Origin of the sequence: Arthrobacter sp. Marseille-P9274, assembly GCF_946892675.1 — a bacterium.
Taxonomy (GTDB): Bacteria; Actinomycetota; Actinomycetes; order Actinomycetales; family Micrococcaceae; genus Crystallibacter.
Genome location: NZ_CAMPOV010000001.1, coordinates 210,106 through 229,832 on the forward strand (window position 1 = coordinate 210,106; position 19,727 = coordinate 229,832).

A 19,727-nucleotide genomic window follows, 5' to 3' on the forward strand; every position below is an offset into this window, starting at 1 on the left:
TGATCTTACGCGGGGATGGGCGCGGTGAAGCGGTTGACAGTCAGGGCGTGCAGGAACGGGCTGGATTTTCCGTCCAGCAGGTCGCGGACCAGTATGCCGGTAATGGGAGCCAGTGCGATCCCGTCGCCTTCATGTCCCGCCGCAATGACGTAGCCGTCCAGTTCGGGGGCACGATCGATGATGGGCAAGCCGTCACCGGTGTACGGCCGGAAGCCGGACATGGAACGGATAATCCGTATCTTGGCCAGCGCCGGCACGATGCGAATGGCGTGCTGGGCAATCGCGGCCATGATCTCCGGCCCGGAAGCCTTATCGAAGCCGGCAAACTCCCTGCTGCCGCCGATCAGCAGGTTGCCCGAGTCGGTCTGCCCCAGTGACAGGCCGATTCCGTACAGCGGCACCTTCCCGGAGCCGACGGCGGCAAGATGCTTGGCGGCAATGTACTGGGCACACAGCATGCTCCCGTTGACCAACGGTCCAACGGCCTCGGAAATCAGGATCGTACCCCGCCGCGGCTTGACCGGGACGTGCACTGCGGCCAGCTGACCGATCTGTCCGGCGAAGGGACCGGCGGCGTTGACCACCAGTGGCGTGGAGATGCTGCCGCGCCGCGTTTCCACGGCGGTGACCCGCCCGGCGGAGGCGCGGATGCCCGTAACCTCGCAGTGCGTCAGGGTCTCCGCTCCGTGCCGCACCGCTGCCCGGAACAGGGCCGTGTTGAGGGCCAGCGGGTTGACCTCGGCATCGTCGGGGCTGAAGGAAGCGCCGAGCACGTGCGGGGACAGGCACGGCTGGCGCGTCCTGGCCTCGTCTCCGTCGAGCAGCTCAACCGAGATGCCGGCATCCTGCTGCTTGCGGACGAAGTCCCGCATGAAGTCCAGATGTTCGGGCGTCTCGATGGCGACCATTCCGCCGTCGTTCTTCAGTTCGAGGTCGGCGTCCAGTTCCGCCTCGAGCGTGTCGTACAGGCGCCGGCTGGCGAGCGCCAGCTCCATGTGGAGGCCGGGGCGCTTCGACTGCAGGAAGATTGCCTTGTCGCAGGAGCCGGAGGCGCCTGCCCCCGGGCCTCCCTTCTCGACGAGGATGACCTTCCGCCCCTGCTCGGCCAGCCGGAAGGCGATCGATGAGCCGATCACGCCGGCGCCGATAATCACCGCATCTGCTGTTTTCACGCCCATGCCTGTGCCTCCGTCTGCTGGTCGATGCCCGCCGCGGCCCACAGCTCCCCTGCTTTGCGCCGGCCTTCGCCGATGTGCGGCAGGAAGGTGATGGGGCTGGTCCGGCGCACGTCGTCGACGGTGGCGATGGCCTGCCTGAGCCGCGCAGGTTCGGCCAGGCCCAGCCGGGCGGCGACGGCCAGCCCGGCGACGGTCCCCTGCGCCATGGCGACCTTCGCCCCCTCGATGCCGGTGATGTTGCCGGCCACGAACACGTTCTTCAGGGTGGTTTCCATTTCCGCGCTGTGCAGCGGCACCTCTCCCCCGAGCTCGTCGATCCGGGCCACATCGCATCCGCTCGTCAACTCCTGCACCGGATAGAGGCTGCCGGAGAGGCAGACGCAATCCACTTCCAACGAGCGGGTACGTCCCTTCGGCCGGCCCTTCGCGTCGATGTCGGTGATTTCGACGGCGTGGACCCGCTCATCACCCTCGATGGCGGTGATGCTCTGCTTCAGTTTGAGCGGGACGCCGAGGACGGGAACGCCCGATGCCGGATACAGCCGAGCCGCTACTTTCCGGGGAACGGAGTGGCGGACGAGGCCGGCCGCCGCGCGCAGGAACGCATTGGGAGCCAGACTGGACAGGCCCGACAGGTAGCCCAGGTTGTAGCCGGGGTTGCCGCCTTGACCGCTGAAGATATCAAGCGGCGGCAGGAATATGCCCACCACGTCCGCACCTGCCAACTTCAGCTCATGCGCGACGGTGAGTGACAGCGGGTCCACCCCGACGACGGCGATCCGCTGCCCGGGGCGCACCCGGTAGAAATTCGTGAGGGTCTGCGCAGCGCCCACGGTCATCACGCCAGGGAGGGTCCAGCCCGGAATTGGCACCGCCCGCTCGGCAGCCCCGGAAGCCAGCACCACATGCGGCGCCGAGATGGTGTCGCCGCCGCCGAGCGCCAGGGACCACCGGGGGTGCATACCCCACACTTCCCGCCCGCAGAACAGCTCCACTCCGGCAGCGACGGCCCGCTCCGCCAAACCCGCGGCGACCTTCTGGCCGATCCACCAGTTGTCCTTGGACTCCTGGTGGAGCTGGCCGAGGAGACGGCCTCCCGGCACGCTGTTCTCGTCAACGACGGCGACGCGTCCACCGGCTTCTGCCGCCGCGATCGCGGCGGACAAGCCCGCCGGCCCGGCCCCGACAATGGCCACGTCGAACGCCGTCACGAGCGTGTCTCCGCCGAGGGGATCCCGGGCTCCACCATCATGCCGTCCGCGACCGGCGTGATGCAGGCACGGACGCTGGCCTTCCCATCCACGGTGACCCGGCATTCATAGCAGTGGCCGATGCCGCAGTAGATGCCCCGGGGTTCGTCTGCCTTCTTGGAGCGGCGCAGAATCCGGACACCGGAAGCGAGCAGGGCGGATGCAACGGAGTCACCCTCGATCGCTGGGTAGACGGTGCCGTCGAACTCGAAGGAGATGGGCTGCCCGTCATGCGGACCCAGGACGGGATGTTCGGTCAGCCGCTGCACGCGGATACCTCCCCTCCACCATTGGACGCGAAGCGGGCCAGGTCTGCCAGGGTAAGGGGCCGGACCGGCTGGTTCCGCGCCAGGCCGGCGTCTTCCGGCAGTCCGCGGCCGGTGGAATCGACGAGTGCGGCGAGCAGCGGCAGGCAGGTCCGGCCCTGGCAGATTCCCATCCCGGCACGGGTCTGCAGCTTCACTTCCCGCAAGGACACCGCGGTGCCGCTGGCCGCCAAGCAGTCTTCGAGTTGGCGGAGGGTGACATCCTCGCACCTGCAGATCGTCGGATCATTCATTCGGGTCTACCGTTTCAAGAGGTTGAATTGCTCCAACACATTTCCAGCATTCAACATGTGCGGACAATAGCCCGAGTTACAGAAGGCGTTCACGCCAGGTCCAGCAAAACTATTGCTCGGCTGCTTTGGCCTGGGCACATTTGATGGTGCGCTATAGCTATGTCCTGTCCAGCGACGCCCAACCCGGAGGAACCCTCAAGCAGGTCTGACGAGCGTGTGGAGCTCGGTCCCGGTAACTGGCTGGCCGTAGCCAGGCCGACATCTGCGCTGTCCATCGTCACGACTGTCGACGTCGAAGGCCGTACCAACGCGGCGCCCTTCGCTACCGTTGTCCGCGTTAACCAGGAGCCCTTGCAGCTTGCCTTCACCTGCGGCGAAGGCAGCGACACCTGCGCCAACGTCCAGGCGACCGGACAGTTCACCCTGAATCTCGTGTCGCACAGCGAGGACTTGCTTCGGCGCGTTGTCACTACCGCAAAGCCCTGGCCCTCCGAAATCGACGAAGCCACGTACGCCGGGCTGACGCCCTTGCCCGCGATCAGGATCCGGCCGCCACGCCTGTTCGAGTGCTACGCGCATCTGGAACTGGAAACGGAATGGCTCAAGTCCTGGTCCGGCCGCTGCATGGTCGTCGGCCGGGTCGTCGCCGCCTCTGCCCGCCGTGACTGCCTCGGCCCCGACAATGAACTCGTCTGGAAACAGGCCCGGCCGGTGCACTACTGGGGCGGTGCCGGCGGCGATACCTTCACTCCTTTGGGCGCACCGATGCCGATGGCGGCGGATTGACCGGACGCTCTCCCGGCCTCGATGCAGGTGGCAAACGGCCGGGCAAGCGCGGCTGAACACACGCGTCGCTGCTGTCAACGCCTAGATTGGGGTGTTGGTGCCGGTTTTTGCTCGTCATTAAAATGTCACTACTGCATCACATCTGTTGGTGCGTGGGGCGAGCTTGGGGAAGCTAAATCCAGAAAACTGGAATCAGAAACAACGTTCATAGTTCATGCTCTCGAACTTTCTCATCTGGTTCTTTGGTTCCGGAATCAGGAAGAGCACCGGCGGATTACGCTTCGGCTCTCACGGAATGATGCCCTCCGCTGGCTGCCGTATTTTCGCTTCCGGCCGTCAAAGAATCAGCCAGTCTAGACCTCGTCCTGTGCCGAGGCCATGCAAAGACTGCGGAGCACGGTTCGACGAAGTTACAGGGATGGCTGAGATGAAACGTCGTCAAAGAAGTACGCAATCGGCGCTCCTCAAAGGAACGGAAACAATCCTGGTATCCGCCCTCGCGCTGGGCCTCCTCGGATTTCCAGCGACAGCCCAGTTCGGTAGTCCACAAGCTGATCGCGCAGCCCGGCCCGAAGCAAAGTATGACAGCGCCGTCCTGACCGACAAACCGTCTGCATATTGGACCATGGGCAGCCCGCTTCGAGCCACCGAAAAGGATCGGACCGGCCATGACCACACGGGGACTTACTTCGGGCGCCCGGCTGCAGCAACGCTGCCGAATGGCGACACCGCAGCCGACTTCGACGGCGGTCGGGAATATCTACAGGTCGCAGACTCCGCTGCACTCAGCCCGGCCACCAGGGGCCTGCTCACTATCGAAGCCTGGATGCGGCCGGACACTGTCACCTTCACAGGCGAGGGCGGCAGCAACCACTATGTGCACTGGATGGGAAAAGGTCAGCCCAACAACCACGAGTATGTTGCAAGGTTCTACTCGAAGGATGATCCGGACCGCCCGAACCGCATCTCCGGCTATCTGTTCAACTCCTCCGGAGGCAAAGGTGCAGGGGCCTATTTCGAGGAGAAAGTCAGTGCCGGAAAGTGGATCCATTACGTCTTCGTGATCAACGCAAACGCAAAGTCCGACAAATATCCGAACGGCTACAGCAAGATTTACCGGGATGGAGTACTCAAGAAGACCGTGGATCTCAGTTACCGCGGCAGCGCAGTGGTGCCAACGAGAGGCAACGCGCCGCTTCGGGTAGCCACCCGGGACGGCGGTTCATTCTTTGACGGAGCGATCGGAAAGGTCGCCATCTATACCAAGGAACTGTCAGGCAAACGTATAGGCGCGCACTTCAACGCGATGACCCAGAAATAAGGGGCCCAACCGACGAGCCAGATAGCTACGGCGGGTGGTCGCGTAACGCAGCCACCCGCCGTCGTCGATCTACTTCTGGGATCAGCCGGCTACAGCCCCACGCCGAAGACCAGCGGCACCAGCGTCGTCAGGACCACCGGGATGGTGACGATGCTGATGATGTTCAGCCAGAGGCCGCCGCGCATCATGTTCTGCATTGAGACGTCGCCCACCGCGAAGGCCACCGCGTTCGACGGCGTGCCCACCGGCAGCATGTAGGACCCGGAGACCGCCAGCGTCACGGCGATGGCCATGACCAGCGGGTCGATGCCCAGGCCCACGCCCACCGCGGTCATGATCGGCAGGAACGCCGCCGCCGTCGCGGTGTTGCTGGTGAGCTCGGTCAGGATGACCAGCAGGATGATCGCGATGACCATCAGCAGCAGGGTCGGGACGCCGGCGAGGCCGCCGACGCTGTCGCCGATCCACTCGCTCAGCCCGGTGGAGGTGAACTGGTCGGACAGCGAGAGGCCGCCGCCGAAGAGGATGAGCAGGCCCCACGGGACCTCCTTGGTCGCGCTCCACTCGAGCAGCGGCCCGTTGGAGACCTTGTCGCCCGGCACGATGAAGCAGAGCAGCGCCGCAGTGATGGCGATGGAGGTGTCGTTGAAGTTGGCCAGGAACGGCGCGGCCGCGGCCACGGCCGGGATTTCGGCGATGAACGGCATGAAGATCCAGCAGAACGCCGCGCCGAGGAAGATCGCGATGACCCGCTTCTCCTGCGTGGTCAGCCCGCCCAGCCTGGCCAGCTCCGCGCGCATGATCTCCTTGCCGCCCGGGATCTCCTCGACCTCGGAGCGGAAGACCAGCTTGGTCAGCACCAGCCAGCTGGCGAACATCATGAAGGCGGCGAACGGAACGCCCACGAGCATCCACTGGCCGAAGCCGATCTCGATGTTGTAGTTGTCGCCCAGGTAGGCCTTCATCAGGGCCATCGGCGGCTGGCCGATCAGCGTCGCCATCGAGCCGATTGTGACCGAGTAGGCGATGCCCAGCAGCATCGAGGCCGCCAGCTTCGGCGTGACCTTGCTGCCCTCGAGCGAGTTGATCAGCGCGAGGATGGCGCCGCCGATCGGCACCATGATGACGGCCGTCGCGGTGTTGGAGACCCACATCGTGATGAACGCGCTGGCCAGCATGAGCCCGAAGACGATCTGGCTCGGCTTGGTGCCGACCGCCATGATGATCAGCAGCGCCACCCGGCGGTGCAGGTTCCACCGCTGCGTCGCCAGCCCGAGGACGATGCCGCCGAGCACCAGGTAGATCACGGAGTTGGCGTACGGCGCCGCCGCCTCGCTGATCGGGGCGATCCCCGTGACCGGGAAGAGGATCAGCGGCAGCAGCGACGTGGCCTCGATCGGCACCGCCTCGGTCATCCACCAAAACGCCATAACGACGCCGATGCCAACTACCCCGCGGCCCTCCAGCGAGAGCGAATCGGGAAAGAGGAAGAACGCGGCCAGCCCCAGGACGATGCCGGCGGCGACCATCGACCACTTGATCCTGGTGACCTTGGCGGACTTTTCCTGCGGCTGCACCTCCGTCGGGACAGCGGTTTGGGCACGGTTATCCACCGTCATGAAATCTCCTTTGGCGGGCCTGCAGCACAGCTCGTGCACGCCCTGCTACTCATCAAAGGCCCGCGAGCGATGGAGCGAGCCGAGTCACTACGGTATGTAACTTGAGCCACCCAAGGGAAATACAGACCGGCCGTTCATTCATACGCGGTCGATATGGATCGGGCTGCGAATGGAGCCCGCTGCTGGCGTAGACAGCCCTATTGAGGGCTCGCCTGGACCGTTCCTTCTTCCAGGTACCGGGTCATGGCTTCTTCGGCCACCCGGTAGGTGTGCCCGATCCGCACGCACGGCAGCTGCCCCGTGTGGACCAGCCGGTAGATGGTCATTTTCGATACGTTCAGATGTTCGGCGACCTGGGCGACAGACAGGAATGTCTGATCGTGGTCGATGCGGTTCTCCACCATGGGAATCGCCCTCCTGTAACTGGTTCGGGAAATGTGCCTTTGCGGATCAGGCGACGGTCAGCGCCTTGTTGAGGAAGGAGTGGATGACCCGGCGTGCCGTGGTTGTACGTGACGCCGAACCCTGCGGCCGCTTGCCCGATGCATGGAGGCCCGGGTGCCGGGACTGGCCTCGCAAACGGTCGTTCAGATAGAAAAGGGCGTCCAGGACGTCGTACAGCTCGTCGTCGTCCTGTGCGCTCTTTTGCAGCAGCCGCAGGTGGGCTGCCCGAAGGTCGGGAGCCGGAGCGCAGCCCAATTCGCGGTCCAGCAGACGCCTGCACTTGTCGTAGGACTGCAGCGCCTCCACGTAGCGATCGGCGGACTCCAAAGCGAGGACCAGGGTGCACCAGGCCCGGTCGTTCAACGGTGCAGACGTCACGGCCTGCCCGGCCCAGTCGATCGCCTCCTGTGTCCGGCCCAGCTGCTCCGCAGTTTCAGCCGCCCGGATCTGCACCGACGTGACCATGGACGAGTGCTGCGCACGCGCCTCCTCGGCCCAGCCGGTGTCCAGTTCCTCACTGAGCAGCGGCGCCGAACCCAGCTTCAGCGCCTGCACCAGCAGCGGGTAAGCCTCCTCCGGTACGAGCCCTTCGGCCTGAGCGACGAGGTCGTTGAAGCAGATCAGGTCCACGTCCACCAGGTCAGGGTCGAGGAGGTAGCTTCCGGTAGCGGTCCGTAGCGGGCCGGTCTTTGCGACGCCCGGCTGGAGGCTGCGCCGCAGCACGCTGACGTAGCTTTCCAGCGTGGCTTGCGCCTTCAGCGGAGGCCTGCCGTCCCAGAGCAGCTCAATGAGCTCGCTTTTGGAGACTCTAGCGCCCAACCTCAGCAGCAGGATTCCGAAGACCTGCCTGACCTTCGGGCTGCCCAACGTGGCGGACGTCATGACGGCGTCCCCGCGGCGCACTTCGAGATTGCCGATCATCCGAACGGAAATGGGCTCGGCGTACCCGGCTGTCAATTGCTTCATACATCCCCCTTGCATTCACGTTCCCCAAATGGCATCCCCCATAAATGCGTCCTTTCATCATGAGGGGTTACTGCTGGGTTTCCTGGTGAAGAGGTGGCATGTCGGGCACCCCAAACTTGGGGGTTGCCGCCATCACACTACGGGCCTACAGGCCGCTGCTTGGTGCCGGCCGCAGCGACTTTTTCTGCCGCGAGAGCAGCACTGTTCCGGCGACCGCGAAGCCCGCGGTCAGCAGGATGCAAGCCACCCAAACGACCAACCCGGGAAGGTCATTGACTGCCATCTGCGGGATCCGCCGGTCCGGCACTGCGACTACGCCGACGAACGCACCGAGGATGCCGAAGTAGCTGCCGGTCATGTAGGACCGGTGTGCCGGGATGCGACCGGTGCGCGCGGCCCAGAGGCCGATGCTGACGGTGAAGAATGTGAAGACGGAGAGTGCGTGCAGCCAGGTGAACCCGCCGTTGAGCGTGCGGATCCCGAAGGAGGTCAAAATGACCACGTACATCGCCGCACCCCAGATCCGCCCGATGACCCGGTGGACGGCCCCGCCCTTCGTGCGCCGCAGCAGCTGGAAAGCGCCGAACAGGATGGAGTACGCCGCGGCCACGGCGTGCACGACGATGAGGACCGGCCAAGCAGGATGCACGGAAGCATCCTAACCCGCAGGCAGGCCGCCCCCTGCAGGCGCAAACGGCAGGATTCTGCGCTTTTCTCCGTACAGTTACCCTCACTGGCCTCTGGAGGGCAAATCGGCAAGATCTTGCCGAATCAGCACTGTGCGCGAGATAATAGTCGGAATAGGCCGGAGACCGGCAGGATGTTGCCGATTGAGGAGAGACATGAGTGACATCGAAGGTTTGGGCAAGCGGATCCGTTCCGCCCGCAAGGCCGCCCAACTGACGCAGCAGGACCTCGCAGACCTCGCCGGTGTTTCGGAACGTACGGTCCGGGCCATAGAGACCGGAACGGGCAATCCGGCATTGGCCGCTGTTGCCGCCGTAGTCAACGTTCTCGGCTTGCGGCTGGTGGCCGAATAATGGCAGACCTGCACCGGCTACGGTTCGTCACGGCCGCCGACGTCTACAAGGGCGGACGGTTGGCTGGCCGGCTGGAGCGCACGGGCGAGGGCACGGCCTTCACCTATGACGGCGCATACCTGGCCGACGGCCGAGCCGTGGCGAGCAGTCTGCCGATCTCGCCGGTCCCGGTCCTCTCGCCGTCCGGCGCCCTGCCGCCGTTCTTCGCCGGTGTGCTGCCGGAAGGACACCGCCTGACCGTGCTGAAGGATGCGGTCAAGACGAGCCTGAGTGACGAGTTCTCGCTGCTGCTGGCTGTCGGGGCCGATGCGCCAGGCGACGTTCAGGTCGTGCCCGCCGGGGAGGCAGCTGCCGAGCCTGAAACCTTGGCCGACACCACCGATCCGGCAAGCCTTGACTTTGCCCGGCTCGCCGAAGCGGTGGACCTGCACGCCCTCCCCGGCGCGCAGGACAAGGCCAGCGCTTCCATGCTCACCGCTCCTCTGGCCCTGCGCGGCCGCCGGTACATCCTGAAGATGAATCCGCCCCGGCACCCGCACCTCGTTGAAAATGAGGCCCTGCATCTCGCGGCCGCCCGTGCGCTGAAAATCCCTGTGGCAAAAGCCATCGTGGTGACTGACCGCAATGGGCTTCCGGGCCTGCTCGTGGAGAGATTTGACCGGGTGCCCAACGGCGCCGAGTGGCGGCGGCTGCCCTTGGAGGACGCAGCCCAGGTCATGGGCCTGCCGCCGGCCGCTAAGTACAACATCGATTCCGAGTCCGTTGTCAGCGCCCTGGCTGCGACCTGCAAGGCCCCCGTGGTCGCGGTCAGGAACCTCTACCTCCAGTTCGCTTACGCATGGCTGACCGGCAACGGGGACCTGCATGCCAAGAACGTTGCCGTCCTCGGCGGCCTGCAGAACGGCTTCACCATTGCTCCGGTCTACGATGTTCCCTGCACCCTGCTTTACGGCGACGACACCCTGGCCCTGCCCGTGGACGGGAAGCTAAAAGGACTGCGCCGGCGGCACTGGGCCTCCTTCGCCAAAGCCATCGGTCTACCGGAACGCGCCGCGAAAGCAGCCAACGCACTGGCCCTGAAGGCAGCGTCCGCGGTCGACTTGAAGACTCTGCCGTTTACCGGCTCCCCATTGGGCGGCACCGAGCGCGAGCTGCGGTTTCGCCGCGCAGAACTGGAAACCTAAGCCCCTCGGGGAAAGCCGCGTCCGGTACCTACACCCGGCCCAGCACGTCGATGTCGTCGAGGAAGTCCCGGTGCACTTCCTCGCTGACCGTGGTCCGGGTGTCGCCGATCGCGTCGAGGTAGTCCTGCGTGGACGGCCCCCGGCGCTCCCCCGCGCCGAAGATGCCGGCATCCGCGTGCCCCGTCCCGCCGTCGTCGTACACCGCCTTCTCCAGCGCCCGCTGCGACGCGCTGCGCGCCGCGTACTCGATATCCGCCGGCGAGAAGCCCTCGGTACGCCCCACCAGCAGCGCGATGTCCACGTTCTCCACCACGGTCTCCGGGATGAAGCGCCGCCACATCGCCTCGCGCGCCTCGGCGTCAGGCAGGCCGATGGGAATGACATAGTCGAACCGGCCGTGGCGCAGGAACGCGGAGTCGAGGGCGCGGATGAAGTTCGTGGCGCAGACCAGCAGCCGGCCGGGCTGCTCGCGGAAGGCGGGGATGATCTTGAGCAGCTCGTTGGTCACGCCCTGCAGCGGTGACGGCGGATCCCCGGCCCGCTGCGAGGCGATCTCCTCCACCTCGTCGATGAACACCACTGCGTGCTCCAGCTCCGCGATCTCCAGGAAAGTCTCGCGCAGCGCGCCGGCCAGGCCCTTCGGGTCCGAGGCCAGCCGCGAGGGGAAGACCTCCACGAACGGCCACTCCAGCCGGGACGCGATCGCTTTCGCGAACGTGGTCTTGCCGGTGCCCGGAGGCCCGAAGAGCACGACGGCGCGCGGCGGCACCACGCCGTATTCGTCCGCGAGGTCCGACTCGGCCAGCGGCAGGACCAGGCGCCGCTCCAGCAGCTCCTTCTCGCGCCGCATGCCGGCCACGTTGTCCCAGAGGTTGCGCGCGAGGATCCGGCCTCCCAGCAGGCCCAGCGGCTCCAGCTCCTGGCGCTGGATCGGAATGGTCCGCTCGAAGTAGCGCAGGTTCTTCTTCAGCACGAAGCCGCGGTCCATGAAGGCGTCCATCCGCGTCTCGGACTCCGGCATCAGTGCGGACAGCTTGTTCAGCCCGTGCGGCGCCATCCGGTTTTCGACGGCGGCCAGCAGCGAGGTGCCGATCCCCCGGCCGCGGAATTCCGGCAGCGTGGCCAGGAAGACGATCCAACCCTGGTCATGGGCGGCACGGCCGACGGCGGCGCCCACCACCTGCTCGCCCATCACCGCCACCACGGCGTGGTCCTTCTCGCAGGACGCCATCACCTCCGACAGCGCGTACACGGGCTCGACGTTCGTGGCCTTCAGCGACTCCCAGAGGTGCAGGATGCCATCCAGATCGGTCGAGTGGAAGTCACGGATCCGCCAGTGGGTCATGAAGAGTCTCCTGTGGTCTGAGCCACGCGTCTGCGCCGCCTGCTCCCAAGATAGCGGCCTTCGCCGGAGCCGCCGCTTCCATGACTGCTCGTGAATAAGGGACGCGCTGTCCGACCATGTTGAGACCTTCAGCCCATAGCTGCCGGGGCGGGCCCCGAGTAGTCTGTGGCGGAGATCAAGCACCTCGTCCCCGCGCGGGACCGCGCCGTCACAAGGGTGGGAGCAAGGATGTCGCCGACCGAGTATCCCGTGGAAAGCAAAGTGAACGTGGCAGGGCACCCGGAGGACGCGTTGTCGGCCCTAGGGCTCAACGGCGGATCGAAACGCCGCATCTGGTTCTTCGAGGACCTGACCCCCGGCATCGAGCCGGGCCTGCCGCTGCTTTCGGGCGGGGTTGTGCTCCGGGTCCGCAGCGGCAAATCCGGCGACTTTACGCTCAAGCTGCGGCCTTGCCGGCGCACGCAGTTGACCCCCGAGTGGGCCGCGGGATTCACGGACGGTAACGGCTTCGAGTACCGCGTGGAGCAAGACTGGACCGGGCAACGGCGGTCCCTGGCCGCCTCGTCAGTGGTGAATCTGGACCCCAATCTGATTGACAGCGTGGTCTCGGAGGGGGCCGACGCCGACACTCTCCTAGCCGGGAAACAGCGGGAGTTCCTTCGTGATTGCGGCACTCTTCGGATCGCTTTCGCCGGGCTGACCCCACTGGGTCCCGTCTTGGCAACCAAATGGAAGAACGCCCCGGTCGGAAAATTCGACACCCACATCGAGCGGTGGGAGGTCGGCGAATTGGACTTCCTCGAAGTGTCCATACGTTCCGACACCGACGCCGAACGCCGGCAACAGGGCCTCGAGACCGCGGTCCGTGCCTTGGGGCTCTCGATAGATGATGACCGGGAATCCAAAACACGCCGGGTCCTGACCCAACTGGCGCGCTTGGCCTCAGAGGATGCCGCACAGGGTAGTTCCTAGCCAGGTGCCATATCCTGACTGGGGCCGGTCATGCAGGTCAGGGCCTGAGGGGGAACAATGAAGCAGCGGACGCTCGGAAAATCCGGGCTGTCAGTATCCGAGATCGGCTTCGGGGCCGGCGGATACTGGGGCATGAAGGCCTTCGACGATCGCCGCGCTGCGCGGCTGGTGGAACAGGCACTCGATGGCGGGATCAACCTTTTCGACACCGGCCCCAATTACAGCCGTGGCAACGCTGAAGTGCGGCTGGGCCGGATCCTCGGCGGCCGTGCCAAGCACCTGGTCATTTCCACCAAGGTGGGCTCGCTCTGGTCCGAAGGGCGGAATACGAAGGACTTTTCGCCGGCTTCGATCGAACACAGTCTGCGGGAGAGCCTGCGGCGGCTGCACCTTGACCATTTGCCGCTGCTGCATTTTCATGGCTATCCGAACCCTGCCGGCCCGGCGGTTGAGACCCTACTCAGGCTCAAGGACAAGGGCATGGTCGGCGCGCTGGGCGTATCCACCGGGCCGGGCGGCGCGAAGCGTGCCCTGAAGCTGGGGATTTTCGACTGCCTGATGGTCGAGTACAACCTAGTGGACCGTTCGTTGGCACCGGTCATCGCGGCTGCGGGGAAGGCCGGGACCGGCATCATCATCAAGTCGCCGCTGGCACAGACTCTCTACTCGCGCGACATCTTCAAGATCTCCGCACCAAGCGACGTCTGGTACCTGCTGCGCGCGCTGAAGAACCACCGCCACAAGTTCATCCAGGGCCGGAAATTCCGTTTCATCAACGACGTCGAAGGGCTCAAGGCCAGCCAAGTCGCCCTTGCCTACGTGCTCAGCAACCCGCATGTCACCAGTGCCGTGGTCGGCACTGTGCGGCCGGAGCACTTGCAGACGAACCTCGAAACGTCTGCCATTAGGCTGCCGGCAGACCTGCTGCACCGGATCGAGCAGGCGGGAACCGCAATAAATACAGCCGTCTGAGCACACGCACCAGCCTGAACTCCCCGGCTTTAAACCGGCTTCCTGAATCAGTACGACTACGGCACCGGTCGTCAAGAGCACAACCGGCGTTTGTCCATCACTTGGATAAACGTTTCCCTAGTGCTTGAAAAACCGTACTCTTTTCGCGGCCGGAAGCACCGGCCGCCAGATGGGGGAGGGCATTTTTCGTGTCTCTTGATTTCATTTCCGCAGAGCCGCCGCGCGTCCGCACGCGCGGTTTCCGCTCTGCCACTGTCCTATTCGGCGCCGGGGCACTTGTTCTCGGCCTCTTCTCGGGGCCGGCTGCAACCGCCGCACCCATTGAGCCGACGCCGTCGCCGGAAACTTCCGCTCCGGCGACGCCGGAGATTCCCAACGGCGACTTCACCACTACCTGGGACGGTGTTGTCTCCGGCAAGCCCGCCGTCGGGCAGAAGCTCTCCGTAGCGAGCCCGTTGCTCTCCCCTGCAGGGAGCGTCGCCTACCAGTGGTACCGCGGCACTTCGGCGATCAGCGGCGCGGTGTCTTCCAGCTACACGCTGACTCCGGCCGACTCAGCCCAGACACTCTCCGTAACAGTCACTGCCACGGGGACCGGCATGAATCCGCTCATCCTGGCGTCCAAATCAGTTGTCGTCGCCAAGGGCACGTTCACAGCTACTCCCACCCCCGCCATTGCCGGGACCGCCAAGGTTGGGTCCCAGCTGACGGCCAACCCGGGCAACTGGTCACCCACAGGCGCCACCCTGGGCTACCAGTGGTACCGCGGCAGCACTGCGATTAGCGGCGCTACGGCATGCACCTACACGCCGACCGCTGCGGACAACGGCCAGTACCTGAAAGTGCGCGTGCGCGCCTCCCGGGCCGGTTACACCACCCTCGACCGCTGGTCGGTCTCCCGCATGGTCGCCGCCGGCTCCATCGTTGCGTCCCAGTGGCCGGCTATCTCCGGCACGGCCCGTTACGGCCAGACGCTGAAGGTCAGCCAGGGCTGGACCGCCGGCTCCAAGATCGCCTACCGGGTATACCCCGTGAGACAGCGCTGAGCGCTCTCGGTGGAGCATACTGAGGCATGACTGACGCAGATGATTTCGTCGCCTGGGTGAAGACCTCCCTGTACGACGCCGAACGCGCCATCCACAACGGCGACGCGGCGCCGCGGCGGGCGCTCTGGTCGCGCAACGAGCCGGTGAGCGTCCTGGGCGCGTGGCGCAATGCCTTCGGGCAGCAGGAACTGGAGGAACTGTTCACCGGCCTCGCCAAACAATTCTCCAACTGCACGTCCTACCGCTTCGAGCTGTTGGCCTGCGACGTCGTGGGCGACATGGCCTATACGGCCGGGCTGGAGCACACCTCCGCCTCGGTGGACGGTGAGCCGCGCAGCTATGTGCTGCGGGCTACGCAGGTCTATCGTCGCGAAGACGGCGAATGGAAGGTGGCCCACCGGCACGGCGATACCGTCACCGGGTAGGTGCTGTGACGGTCAACTTCGTTTGGCACTCAAACCGAGGCTGCTGGCCGATCCTCGGCGAATGTTCCCTGGACGGGCTAGGTCAACGAGTCGATGGCGACGGTGATCGCCAGAATGAGCGGGACGTCTTCGCCTTGCGCGATGTCTACGCCGTAGGATTCACGCACCCGGAACCATTTCTTGGAGATCGTGGCGACCGTGCGGCCCTCGCGCTCGATCTGGTACTCGTGGTCGACGATGTTCCCGTGCGCCTTCATATCGTCGCCGTCCTTCACATCGATGGCGAAGCGGTCCCGGAGCCCGATCAGCGCCTTGTGGACAGTTGCGGCGGTGTCGCCGCCGCGCTCAATGGCGACCTTGTCCCGGATCGAGAGCTTTCGCTCCTGGATCCTCGCCGCCTCGTTTCCCGAGGCGTCCTCCAGAACGAACGTGTCCCGGGCTCGAAGCGCCTTGCCGTTGACCTTGTAGACGCGTCGACCCTGGTCGTCCTCGATCCAGTAATCATCCCCAATCGACAGCAGTTTCTCGCGCATCTGAAACCGCGCTCCGGCGGGTTCGTCGGGCCGATGCCGTAATAATCCCATGCCGTGACCATAGGTCCACTTCACCGGGCGGCGCCTCACCCGAACCGGATGGTCCGGGGACCGTGGAAGCGCCCGCCGGTCCAACCGCCGGCTCACCAGGCGGTTGAACTTGATCTGAATGTCGGCCTGTTTTACCGTCACCGGTCCGGGAGCGAATCCGCCAGGGCCGGGACCGGGGGCGTCCGAGCGACAGTGATCATGGACGCGCCAAGGGTGTCTATCTTTTGCCCCAGGGCCCAGCTTGACAGCTCTCAGTCGGCAAGAGTGCAGTGCGATGCGTCTACGATCAGCCGCATCGTCCGATCCTTCGACGTCAGCTCGGTTTCAACCGTGCAGAGCTGAACTGCACTGATAGACACCCGTCCCAGCGGGATGTCTTCCGACACGAGGGACATTCCTGCGCTCATCTCCTCGGACAGGAGGAGTTCGTCCGCGGGACCGGTGACACGAATTTCGAGGGCACTCTTCTGCCCTTCAGGCATGCTTCTCACCTCGACGGCGACGCTTCCACGGTCAGGCGCACACCCGGTCACTAAGCCGGCGGATAAAAGCAGCGCCGTGGAGTATGCGAAACAGCGGGCTCCCATGGCATTACTGTCCTCCCCCTCGTTCGCTCCTGCAAAGCTCCCGTTCGCCCGCCCCTCCCCCAGCGGTCGAGGAGCGAAGGACCGTTGCGATGCGCGATGGAGGCGCCCGGCCGGGGAAAGCAAAATGTGCCGCAGTGGCACAAATAGGGTTCCGGTTTGCCCGAGCCGCTTTCCGCCCGACGAAGAGCACGGTCTCGATTCGGCTACACATCCCCCGGAGAGCCTGTCAGGTCGTCAGCTCCGGGTAGGCTGCGGCCATGACCCTTCGTCCGGCGATCGGTGCCCTGGCCACGGCCCTGCTGCTGGCGGTGGCCGCCTGCGGGCCTGCCGGCGTCTCCTTGGAAGCGGAGGGCGCCACGACTCAGCCCGCCCTCACCGAGTGGGCCAACCAGCAGTTCAATGAAGAACGGTGGGGAGAGCCCGGCGTCCACCAAGGGGCTGGCGGCATTGGACCCGGCAGTGACGGTGGCCTCGAGTTCACCCCCGGGAAGGCAGGCTGGTATGCCATCGGGATGGCCTGTGAGGGCGCCGAATCCATCGCCGTAACGGTAACAGTGGCCGACGGCGATCTCGGAACCGGGAACACGAGCTGCGGGTCCGAAGTGAGAACCACCATGGAGCTTCCCGCCAGCAAGGTGACCATTGCAGTCGAGGGCGCGGAGGATTCGGGGATGTGGGCGCTTGCCGTCACGCCCGCCGACGCTCCGTGACAGCAGTTTCATAGAGTTAGGGGCTCCCGCCGGATGCTCACCGTGGCTAGCGGGCCAGGTCGCCGTTGACGATCTGGACGGTGTCGCCCTTGCGGAGGGAATTGAACCGTGCCTGCGGGATCTCGAACTCGAGCTGCTCGCCGTTCCCGGTGGTCACGGTGAGTTCCCACTCTGCCGGTTCACGCTTGGTGGTTGTCTTCCAGGTCTTGCCGACCTTCTTCCGCTTCTTCACGGTATCCGGGTCGTCGTACTCCAGGTTGGCCACCTTGGCAGGTCCGGTGTAGGAGGAGCCGCACCCGGTGAGCAGGAGGGCTGCGGCCAGTGCCGCCGCGGTAGCAATCTTCTTCATGCCCGCTATGTGTCCGGCGCCTTCCCTGGATGTCTACGCCGAACGACGGCGAGGGACTCCACCGACGGTGCGGCAGCCGGAGCCCTCCGGCCCGCGCACATACACTGAAGGCAGCAGCGCCACCTAACAGAAGCAGGGCACCATGATCGACGTCGAACCCCACTACATGACCCTGTCCTATCGGCTGGCCTACCACGGACTCCCCGACCACCGGGAAGCGCCGGAGACGTATCCGCTGTCCTGGGAGATCGACATCAGCGCCGAGATCTTTCCGGACGACGACGGCGACGGCGAGCAGCACTCCCTCGGATCGGCCGAAGCCGAGATCGTTCCGGATGCCGGGATGATCGACCTGTTCGACACCCTCGATGCCGTCGACGCCGATCTGGCGTCCTTCGGCGAGGTCTTCGGAACCATGCGTCCCGACCTGCTGGAGGAAGCCGGCATGACTGAGTTCGGCGGGGACCTGCTGATCCTCACCAGCCTGGAGATCAAACCCGACTACCGCGGCCAGGAACTAGGCCACCACGTGCTGCGCGCGATCCTGGCGACCATTGGACGCAACGTCGACCTCGTCGCCCTGCGCGCTGCACCGCTGCTGGACGACGACGGACCGGAGGAAGGGACGCCGGAGCATGAGACGGCGAAGGCCGCGCTGCGCTCGTATTGGGAGTCCTTCGGTTTCATGCCGGTCCTCAAAGCCGACTCCGGTGACTACCTGGTCTACTTCACCCGGGAGTGAGGACAGGTTGGGCCGCAGGACCTTCAGCAGGAGCTGGAGGCGAACCTCGCTTCCCGACGGATGAACCAACGGATAGTGTTGGTTGTATGGAGGCCAACCCATCTAAAGACGAGTTCGTGCTGATTCAGTTCGAGGGAAAATCCGTTCCAGCAACAATCAGGGACGGCAAAGTCCTGCTCCCCAAGTCCCTAGCGCTGCCGTCCGGCCACCTTCGCACGCAACGGTTCGTTGGCCCCCGCAGGGCCTCTAAGAATGTAAGGGTCCGCTATGTAAAGCAGGCCGGCTCCTATTCAACCGCTGCTGTAGCCCGCAGGGTCATCGACGTCCTTGGTAACAACACCGTGGCTGCGCTGCTCGACGTGAACCAGGACCGGCCCAACCGATGGGCGTCCGGCCAGGCTGAACCGAACGAAGAGAACCGGATGCAGCTCGCGGACCTGGACGCCTTGGCCGGCCACCTGCTCGCTGCCTTCACTCCGGAGCAGGCGGTCCTGTGGCTCGACGGCCATGATCCGTACCTGAATGCGCGGCCCATCGACGTCTACCGGCTGGAGGGGGCGGGGCCGGTAATCGAAGCGATGAAAGCCTATGAGCAGGGGGCCTTCGCCTAGTGCGGTTCTGGCGCGTTCTCAACTGGAATCCGGCCGCGAATACTGCCGAGGACAACGGGCACCCGCTCTATGTTTGGCCGCGGCAGGGAGCAGGTCGCGTCGACGACTCGCAGCGGGAGTACCTCGTGCTGTACGTCGGAGATTCCCCGATGGGTGCGGTGGCTGAAGCCTTCGGCCGCTTCATCCGCTGGACTCCTGCCATCCTGGAGGCACCTAAGGTCGCACCGTCCGGCACGATCAAGGCGCTGGTGGCGTACGACGGCGAGCCGGACGTCCTAGATCTGGATGACCCCTACACTCTCGTGGACTGGGGACTGCGCCCTAGCCAGGTGGTTGCCCGCGATCGGCCATCAACTCAACGTTGGGCCAGAGCGATCTACGATGCCGGCGGCACGGCAGGTGTCTCTTGGTGGTCCTACTACGAACCGCGCTGGGCCAGCATCGGCCTCTGGGACATCAGCGGCCTCACCCCGGTCGGCGACCCGGAACCACTGACCCTTGATCATCCGGTCATACATGGCGCGGCAGAGGCGATACGGCGAATTGTCGAGGTACCTTCCGCCCGGCGTTCCAGAGGAACCGGAGCCGGGCCATGGTGACTGACTGGGAGGCGGTTCCCGACGGCGAGGACGGGCCCGGCTGGGTGGAGGTACCGGAGTCCGGCTGGGGCATGCTCGCGGCCTGGGCCGCGGGAACCGATAACCTGCGCCGCCGGCCCGTCGACGACACCGGCCGGCAGGTCCGGGTCACAACCGAAGCCGGGGGCGTCAGCGAGACGCACTTCGAGCCGTTCACCGCCCGGGATCGGCAGATCGTGGATGAGTCCATCGAGGATTACCTGCGCGACGCCGGCGTTCAGGTGCCGCCGCGCGGCTTCGTCTGGCTGATGTGCCTGCCGCCCGGCATCGATTCCGAGGAGGAGCTCTCACGCCGGATCAACGGCGGTATCACCGATGCAGCACCCGGCGCGGTACACCCGGGCGACATCGCCCCGGTCATGGAGCACATCGTCGACGTGCTCTACGGGCGGGATTGAG

At 65.4% G+C, this 19,727-nt stretch carries 25 protein-coding genes; 13 read left to right on the forward strand and 12 right to left on the reverse strand.

Annotated elements, in window-relative coordinates:
* Positions 1–5: 5 nt before the first annotated feature.
* The 4 genes from OC550_RS00925 to OC550_RS00940 are packed head-to-tail and all read right to left on the reverse strand — an operon-like array spanning position 6 to position 2,987.
* Positions 6–1,178, reverse strand: a complete 1,173-nt coding sequence (locus OC550_RS00925; protein ID WP_262103437.1) for an FAD-binding oxidoreductase — start codon at positions 1,176–1,178, stop codon at positions 6–8.
* Positions 1,169–2,389, reverse strand: coding sequence for an NAD(P)/FAD-dependent oxidoreductase (locus tag OC550_RS00930; protein WP_306556898.1), 1,221 nt, complete (start codon positions 2,387–2,389; stop codon positions 1,169–1,171). The genes OC550_RS00925 and OC550_RS00930 overlap by 10 nt, the downstream gene beginning before the upstream one ends.
* The gene (locus OC550_RS00935) at positions 2,386–2,697 is read right to left on the reverse strand and encodes a (2Fe-2S)-binding protein (RefSeq protein WP_262103438.1); all 312 of its coding nucleotides are present in this window, start codon (positions 2,695–2,697) and stop codon (positions 2,386–2,388) included. Before OC550_RS00935 ends, OC550_RS00930 begins: the two co-directional genes overlap by 4 nt.
* Complete coding sequence (locus OC550_RS00940) at positions 2,685–2,987, reverse strand: (2Fe-2S)-binding protein (protein ID WP_262103439.1); 303 nt, start codon at positions 2,985–2,987, stop codon at positions 2,685–2,687. The genes OC550_RS00935 and OC550_RS00940 overlap by 13 nt, the downstream gene beginning before the upstream one ends.
* A 216-nt stretch (positions 2,988–3,203) precedes the next feature.
* Here OC550_RS00940 and OC550_RS00945 point away from each other — a divergent pair, with 216 nt between their 5' ends.
* On the forward strand, positions 3,204–3,773 hold the full coding sequence (locus tag OC550_RS00945) for a flavin reductase family protein (protein ID WP_262103440.1): 570 nt from the start codon (positions 3,204–3,206) through the stop codon (positions 3,771–3,773).
* A gap of 418 nt (positions 3,774–4,191) precedes the next feature.
* On the forward strand, positions 4,192–5,094 hold the full coding sequence (locus OC550_RS00950; protein WP_262103441.1) for a LamG domain-containing protein: 903 nt from the start codon (positions 4,192–4,194) through the stop codon (positions 5,092–5,094).
* Between the two features lie 89 nt (positions 5,095–5,183).
* On the opposite strand, the gene OC550_RS00955 is transcribed toward OC550_RS00950, so the two are convergent.
* The 4 genes from OC550_RS00955 to OC550_RS00970 form a co-directional block, all read right to left on the reverse strand.
* Entirely contained in the window at positions 5,184–6,713 is a 1,530-nt protein-coding gene (locus OC550_RS00955) for an SLC13 family permease (RefSeq protein WP_262103442.1), read from the reverse strand.
* Between the two features lie 197 nt (positions 6,714–6,910).
* Positions 6,911–7,117 carry a helix-turn-helix domain-containing protein gene (locus OC550_RS00960; protein ID WP_262103443.1) on the reverse strand — a complete coding sequence of 69 codons (207 nt, stop codon included), beginning with the start codon at positions 7,115–7,117 and terminating at the stop codon, positions 6,911–6,913.
* Positions 7,118–7,163: 46 nt separating this feature from the next.
* The gene (locus OC550_RS00965; protein ID WP_262103444.1) at positions 7,164–8,123 is read right to left on the reverse strand and encodes a BTAD domain-containing putative transcriptional regulator; all 960 of its coding nucleotides are present in this window, start codon (positions 8,121–8,123) and stop codon (positions 7,164–7,166) included.
* 145 nt (positions 8,124–8,268) lie between these two features.
* Positions 8,269–8,772 (reverse strand): DUF2306 domain-containing protein, encoded by a 504-nt coding sequence (locus OC550_RS00970; protein WP_262103445.1) that lies wholly within the window; start codon positions 8,770–8,772, stop codon positions 8,269–8,271.
* Between the two features lie 193 nt (positions 8,773–8,965).
* Between OC550_RS00970 and OC550_RS00975 the strand changes: the two genes are divergently transcribed.
* Positions 8,966–9,163 (forward strand): helix-turn-helix transcriptional regulator, encoded by a 198-nt coding sequence (locus OC550_RS00975; protein WP_262103446.1) that lies wholly within the window; start codon positions 8,966–8,968, stop codon positions 9,161–9,163.
* A complete protein-coding gene (locus tag OC550_RS00980; protein ID WP_306556899.1) occupies positions 9,163–10,347 on the forward strand; it encodes a type II toxin-antitoxin system HipA family toxin in 1,185 nt (394 codons plus the stop codon). The genes OC550_RS00975 and OC550_RS00980 overlap by 1 nt, the downstream gene beginning before the upstream one ends.
* A gap of 28 nt (positions 10,348–10,375) precedes the next feature.
* On the opposite strand, the gene OC550_RS00985 is transcribed toward OC550_RS00980, so the two are convergent.
* On the reverse strand, positions 10,376–11,692 hold the full coding sequence (locus OC550_RS00985) for an ATP-binding protein (protein WP_262103447.1): 1,317 nt from the start codon (positions 11,690–11,692) through the stop codon (positions 10,376–10,378).
* 228 nt (positions 11,693–11,920) lie between these two features.
* Here OC550_RS00985 and OC550_RS00990 point away from each other — a divergent pair, with 228 nt between their 5' ends.
* The 4 genes from OC550_RS00990 (at position 11,921) to OC550_RS01005 (ending at position 15,107) form a co-directional block, all read left to right on the forward strand.
* The gene (locus OC550_RS00990) at positions 11,921–12,664 is read left to right on the forward strand and encodes a hypothetical protein (RefSeq protein ID WP_262103448.1); all 744 of its coding nucleotides are present in this window, start codon (positions 11,921–11,923) and stop codon (positions 12,662–12,664) included.
* 57 nt (positions 12,665–12,721) lie between these two features.
* Positions 12,722–13,636, forward strand: coding sequence for an aldo/keto reductase (locus OC550_RS00995; protein ID WP_262103449.1), 915 nt, complete (start codon positions 12,722–12,724; stop codon positions 13,634–13,636).
* 188 nt (positions 13,637–13,824) lie between these two features.
* Positions 13,825–14,682 carry a hypothetical protein gene (locus tag OC550_RS01000; protein ID WP_262103450.1) on the forward strand — a complete coding sequence of 286 codons (858 nt, stop codon included), beginning with the start codon at positions 13,825–13,827 and terminating at the stop codon, positions 14,680–14,682.
* 26 nt (positions 14,683–14,708) lie between these two features.
* Positions 14,709–15,107 carry a nuclear transport factor 2 family protein gene (locus OC550_RS01005; RefSeq protein WP_262103451.1) on the forward strand — a complete coding sequence of 133 codons (399 nt, stop codon included), beginning with the start codon at positions 14,709–14,711 and terminating at the stop codon, positions 15,105–15,107.
* Positions 15,108–15,184: 77 nt separating this feature from the next.
* Here OC550_RS01005 and OC550_RS01010 read toward each other — a convergent pair whose 3' ends face one another.
* Both OC550_RS01010 and OC550_RS01015 read right to left on the reverse strand, forming a co-directional pair.
* A complete protein-coding gene (locus OC550_RS01010) occupies positions 15,185–15,640 on the reverse strand; it encodes an LURP-one-related/scramblase family protein (RefSeq protein ID WP_262103452.1) in 456 nt (151 codons plus the stop codon).
* Between the two features lie 302 nt (positions 15,641–15,942).
* Positions 15,943–16,173 (reverse strand): hypothetical protein, encoded by a 231-nt coding sequence (locus OC550_RS01015; RefSeq protein WP_262103453.1) that lies wholly within the window; start codon positions 16,171–16,173, stop codon positions 15,943–15,945.
* 362 nt (positions 16,174–16,535) lie between these two features.
* On the opposite strand from OC550_RS01015, the gene OC550_RS01020 reads away from it, so the two are divergent.
* Positions 16,536–16,988 (forward strand): hypothetical protein, encoded by a 453-nt coding sequence (locus OC550_RS01020; protein ID WP_262103454.1) that lies wholly within the window; start codon positions 16,536–16,538, stop codon positions 16,986–16,988.
* Between the two features lie 46 nt (positions 16,989–17,034).
* On the opposite strand, the gene OC550_RS01025 is transcribed toward OC550_RS01020, so the two are convergent.
* Positions 17,035–17,337: a hypothetical protein gene (locus tag OC550_RS01025; protein ID WP_262103455.1), complete on the reverse strand. Its 303-nt coding sequence runs from the start codon at positions 17,335–17,337 to the stop codon at positions 17,035–17,037.
* Positions 17,338–17,479: 142 nt separating this feature from the next.
* Here OC550_RS01025 and OC550_RS01030 point away from each other — a divergent pair, with 142 nt between their 5' ends.
* The 4 genes from OC550_RS01030 to OC550_RS01045 all read left to right on the forward strand — a co-directional run bounded on the left by OC550_RS01030 (position 17,480) and on the right by OC550_RS01045 (position 19,726).
* Positions 17,480–18,079, forward strand: coding sequence for a hypothetical protein (locus OC550_RS01030; RefSeq protein WP_262103456.1), 600 nt, complete (start codon positions 17,480–17,482; stop codon positions 18,077–18,079).
* An 86-nt stretch (positions 18,080–18,165) separates the two neighbouring features.
* Positions 18,166–18,690, forward strand: a complete 525-nt coding sequence (locus OC550_RS01035) for a hypothetical protein (RefSeq protein WP_262103457.1) — start codon at positions 18,166–18,168, stop codon at positions 18,688–18,690.
* Complete coding sequence (locus OC550_RS01040) at positions 18,690–19,289, forward strand: RES domain-containing protein (protein ID WP_262103458.1); 600 nt, start codon at positions 18,690–18,692, stop codon at positions 19,287–19,289. The genes OC550_RS01035 and OC550_RS01040 overlap by 1 nt, the downstream gene beginning before the upstream one ends.
* Positions 19,283–19,726: a DUF5956 family protein gene (locus tag OC550_RS01045; RefSeq protein WP_262103459.1), complete on the forward strand. Its 444-nt coding sequence runs from the start codon at positions 19,283–19,285 to the stop codon at positions 19,724–19,726. The genes OC550_RS01040 and OC550_RS01045 overlap by 7 nt, the downstream gene beginning before the upstream one ends.
* Position 19,727: the final 1 nt, after the last annotated feature.

What these genes read in the sequence shown, in the direction of transcription:
- OC550_RS01030 (WP_262103456.1), top strand. Translation starts at nt 17,480, where the DNA reads ATGATCGACGTCGAACCCCACTACATGACCCTGTCCTATCGGCTGGCC.
- OC550_RS01045 (WP_262103459.1), top strand. Translation starts at nt 19,283, where the DNA reads ATGGTGACTGACTGGGAGGCGGTTCCCGACGGCGAGGACGGGCCCGGC.
- OC550_RS00960 (WP_262103443.1), bottom strand. Translation starts at nt 7,117, where the DNA reads ATGGTGGAGAACCGCATCGACCACGATCAGACATTCCTGTCTGTCGCC.
- OC550_RS00975 (WP_262103446.1), top strand. Translation starts at nt 8,966, where the DNA reads ATGAGTGACATCGAAGGTTTGGGCAAGCGGATCCGTTCCGCCCGCAAG.
- OC550_RS00925 (WP_262103437.1), bottom strand. Translation starts at nt 1,178, where the DNA reads ATGGGCGTGAAAACAGCAGATGCGGTGATTATCGGCGCCGGCGTGATC.
- OC550_RS00955 (WP_262103442.1), bottom strand. Translation starts at nt 6,713, where the DNA reads ATGACGGTGGATAACCGTGCCCAAACCGCTGTCCCGACGGAGGTGCAG.
- OC550_RS00940 (WP_262103439.1), bottom strand. Translation starts at nt 2,987, where the DNA reads ATGAATGATCCGACGATCTGCAGGTGCGAGGATGTCACCCTCCGCCAA.
- OC550_RS00950 (WP_262103441.1), top strand. Translation starts at nt 4,192, where the DNA reads ATGGCTGAGATGAAACGTCGTCAAAGAAGTACGCAATCGGCGCTCCTC.
- OC550_RS01015 (WP_262103453.1), bottom strand. Translation starts at nt 16,173, where the DNA reads ATGCCTGAAGGGCAGAAGAGTGCCCTCGAAATTCGTGTCACCGGTCCC.
- OC550_RS01005 (WP_262103451.1), top strand. Translation starts at nt 14,709, where the DNA reads ATGACTGACGCAGATGATTTCGTCGCCTGGGTGAAGACCTCCCTGTAC.
- OC550_RS01035 (WP_262103457.1), top strand. Translation starts at nt 18,166, where the DNA reads ATGGAGGCCAACCCATCTAAAGACGAGTTCGTGCTGATTCAGTTCGAG.
- OC550_RS01020 (WP_262103454.1), top strand. Translation starts at nt 16,536, where the DNA reads ATGACCCTTCGTCCGGCGATCGGTGCCCTGGCCACGGCCCTGCTGCTG.
- OC550_RS00995 (WP_262103449.1), top strand. Translation starts at nt 12,722, where the DNA reads ATGAAGCAGCGGACGCTCGGAAAATCCGGGCTGTCAGTATCCGAGATC.
- OC550_RS00990 (WP_262103448.1), top strand. Translation starts at nt 11,921, where the DNA reads ATGTCGCCGACCGAGTATCCCGTGGAAAGCAAAGTGAACGTGGCAGGG.
- OC550_RS01025 (WP_262103455.1), bottom strand. Translation starts at nt 17,337, where the DNA reads ATGAAGAAGATTGCTACCGCGGCGGCACTGGCCGCAGCCCTCCTGCTC.
- OC550_RS00980 (WP_306556899.1), top strand. Translation starts at nt 9,163, where the DNA reads ATGGCAGACCTGCACCGGCTACGGTTCGTCACGGCCGCCGACGTCTAC.
- OC550_RS00985 (WP_262103447.1), bottom strand. Translation starts at nt 11,692, where the DNA reads ATGACCCACTGGCGGATCCGTGACTTCCACTCGACCGATCTGGATGGC.
- OC550_RS00965 (WP_262103444.1), bottom strand. Translation starts at nt 8,123, where the DNA reads ATGAAGCAATTGACAGCCGGGTACGCCGAGCCCATTTCCGTTCGGATG.
- OC550_RS01010 (WP_262103452.1), bottom strand. Translation starts at nt 15,640, where the DNA reads ATGCGCGAGAAACTGCTGTCGATTGGGGATGATTACTGGATCGAGGAC.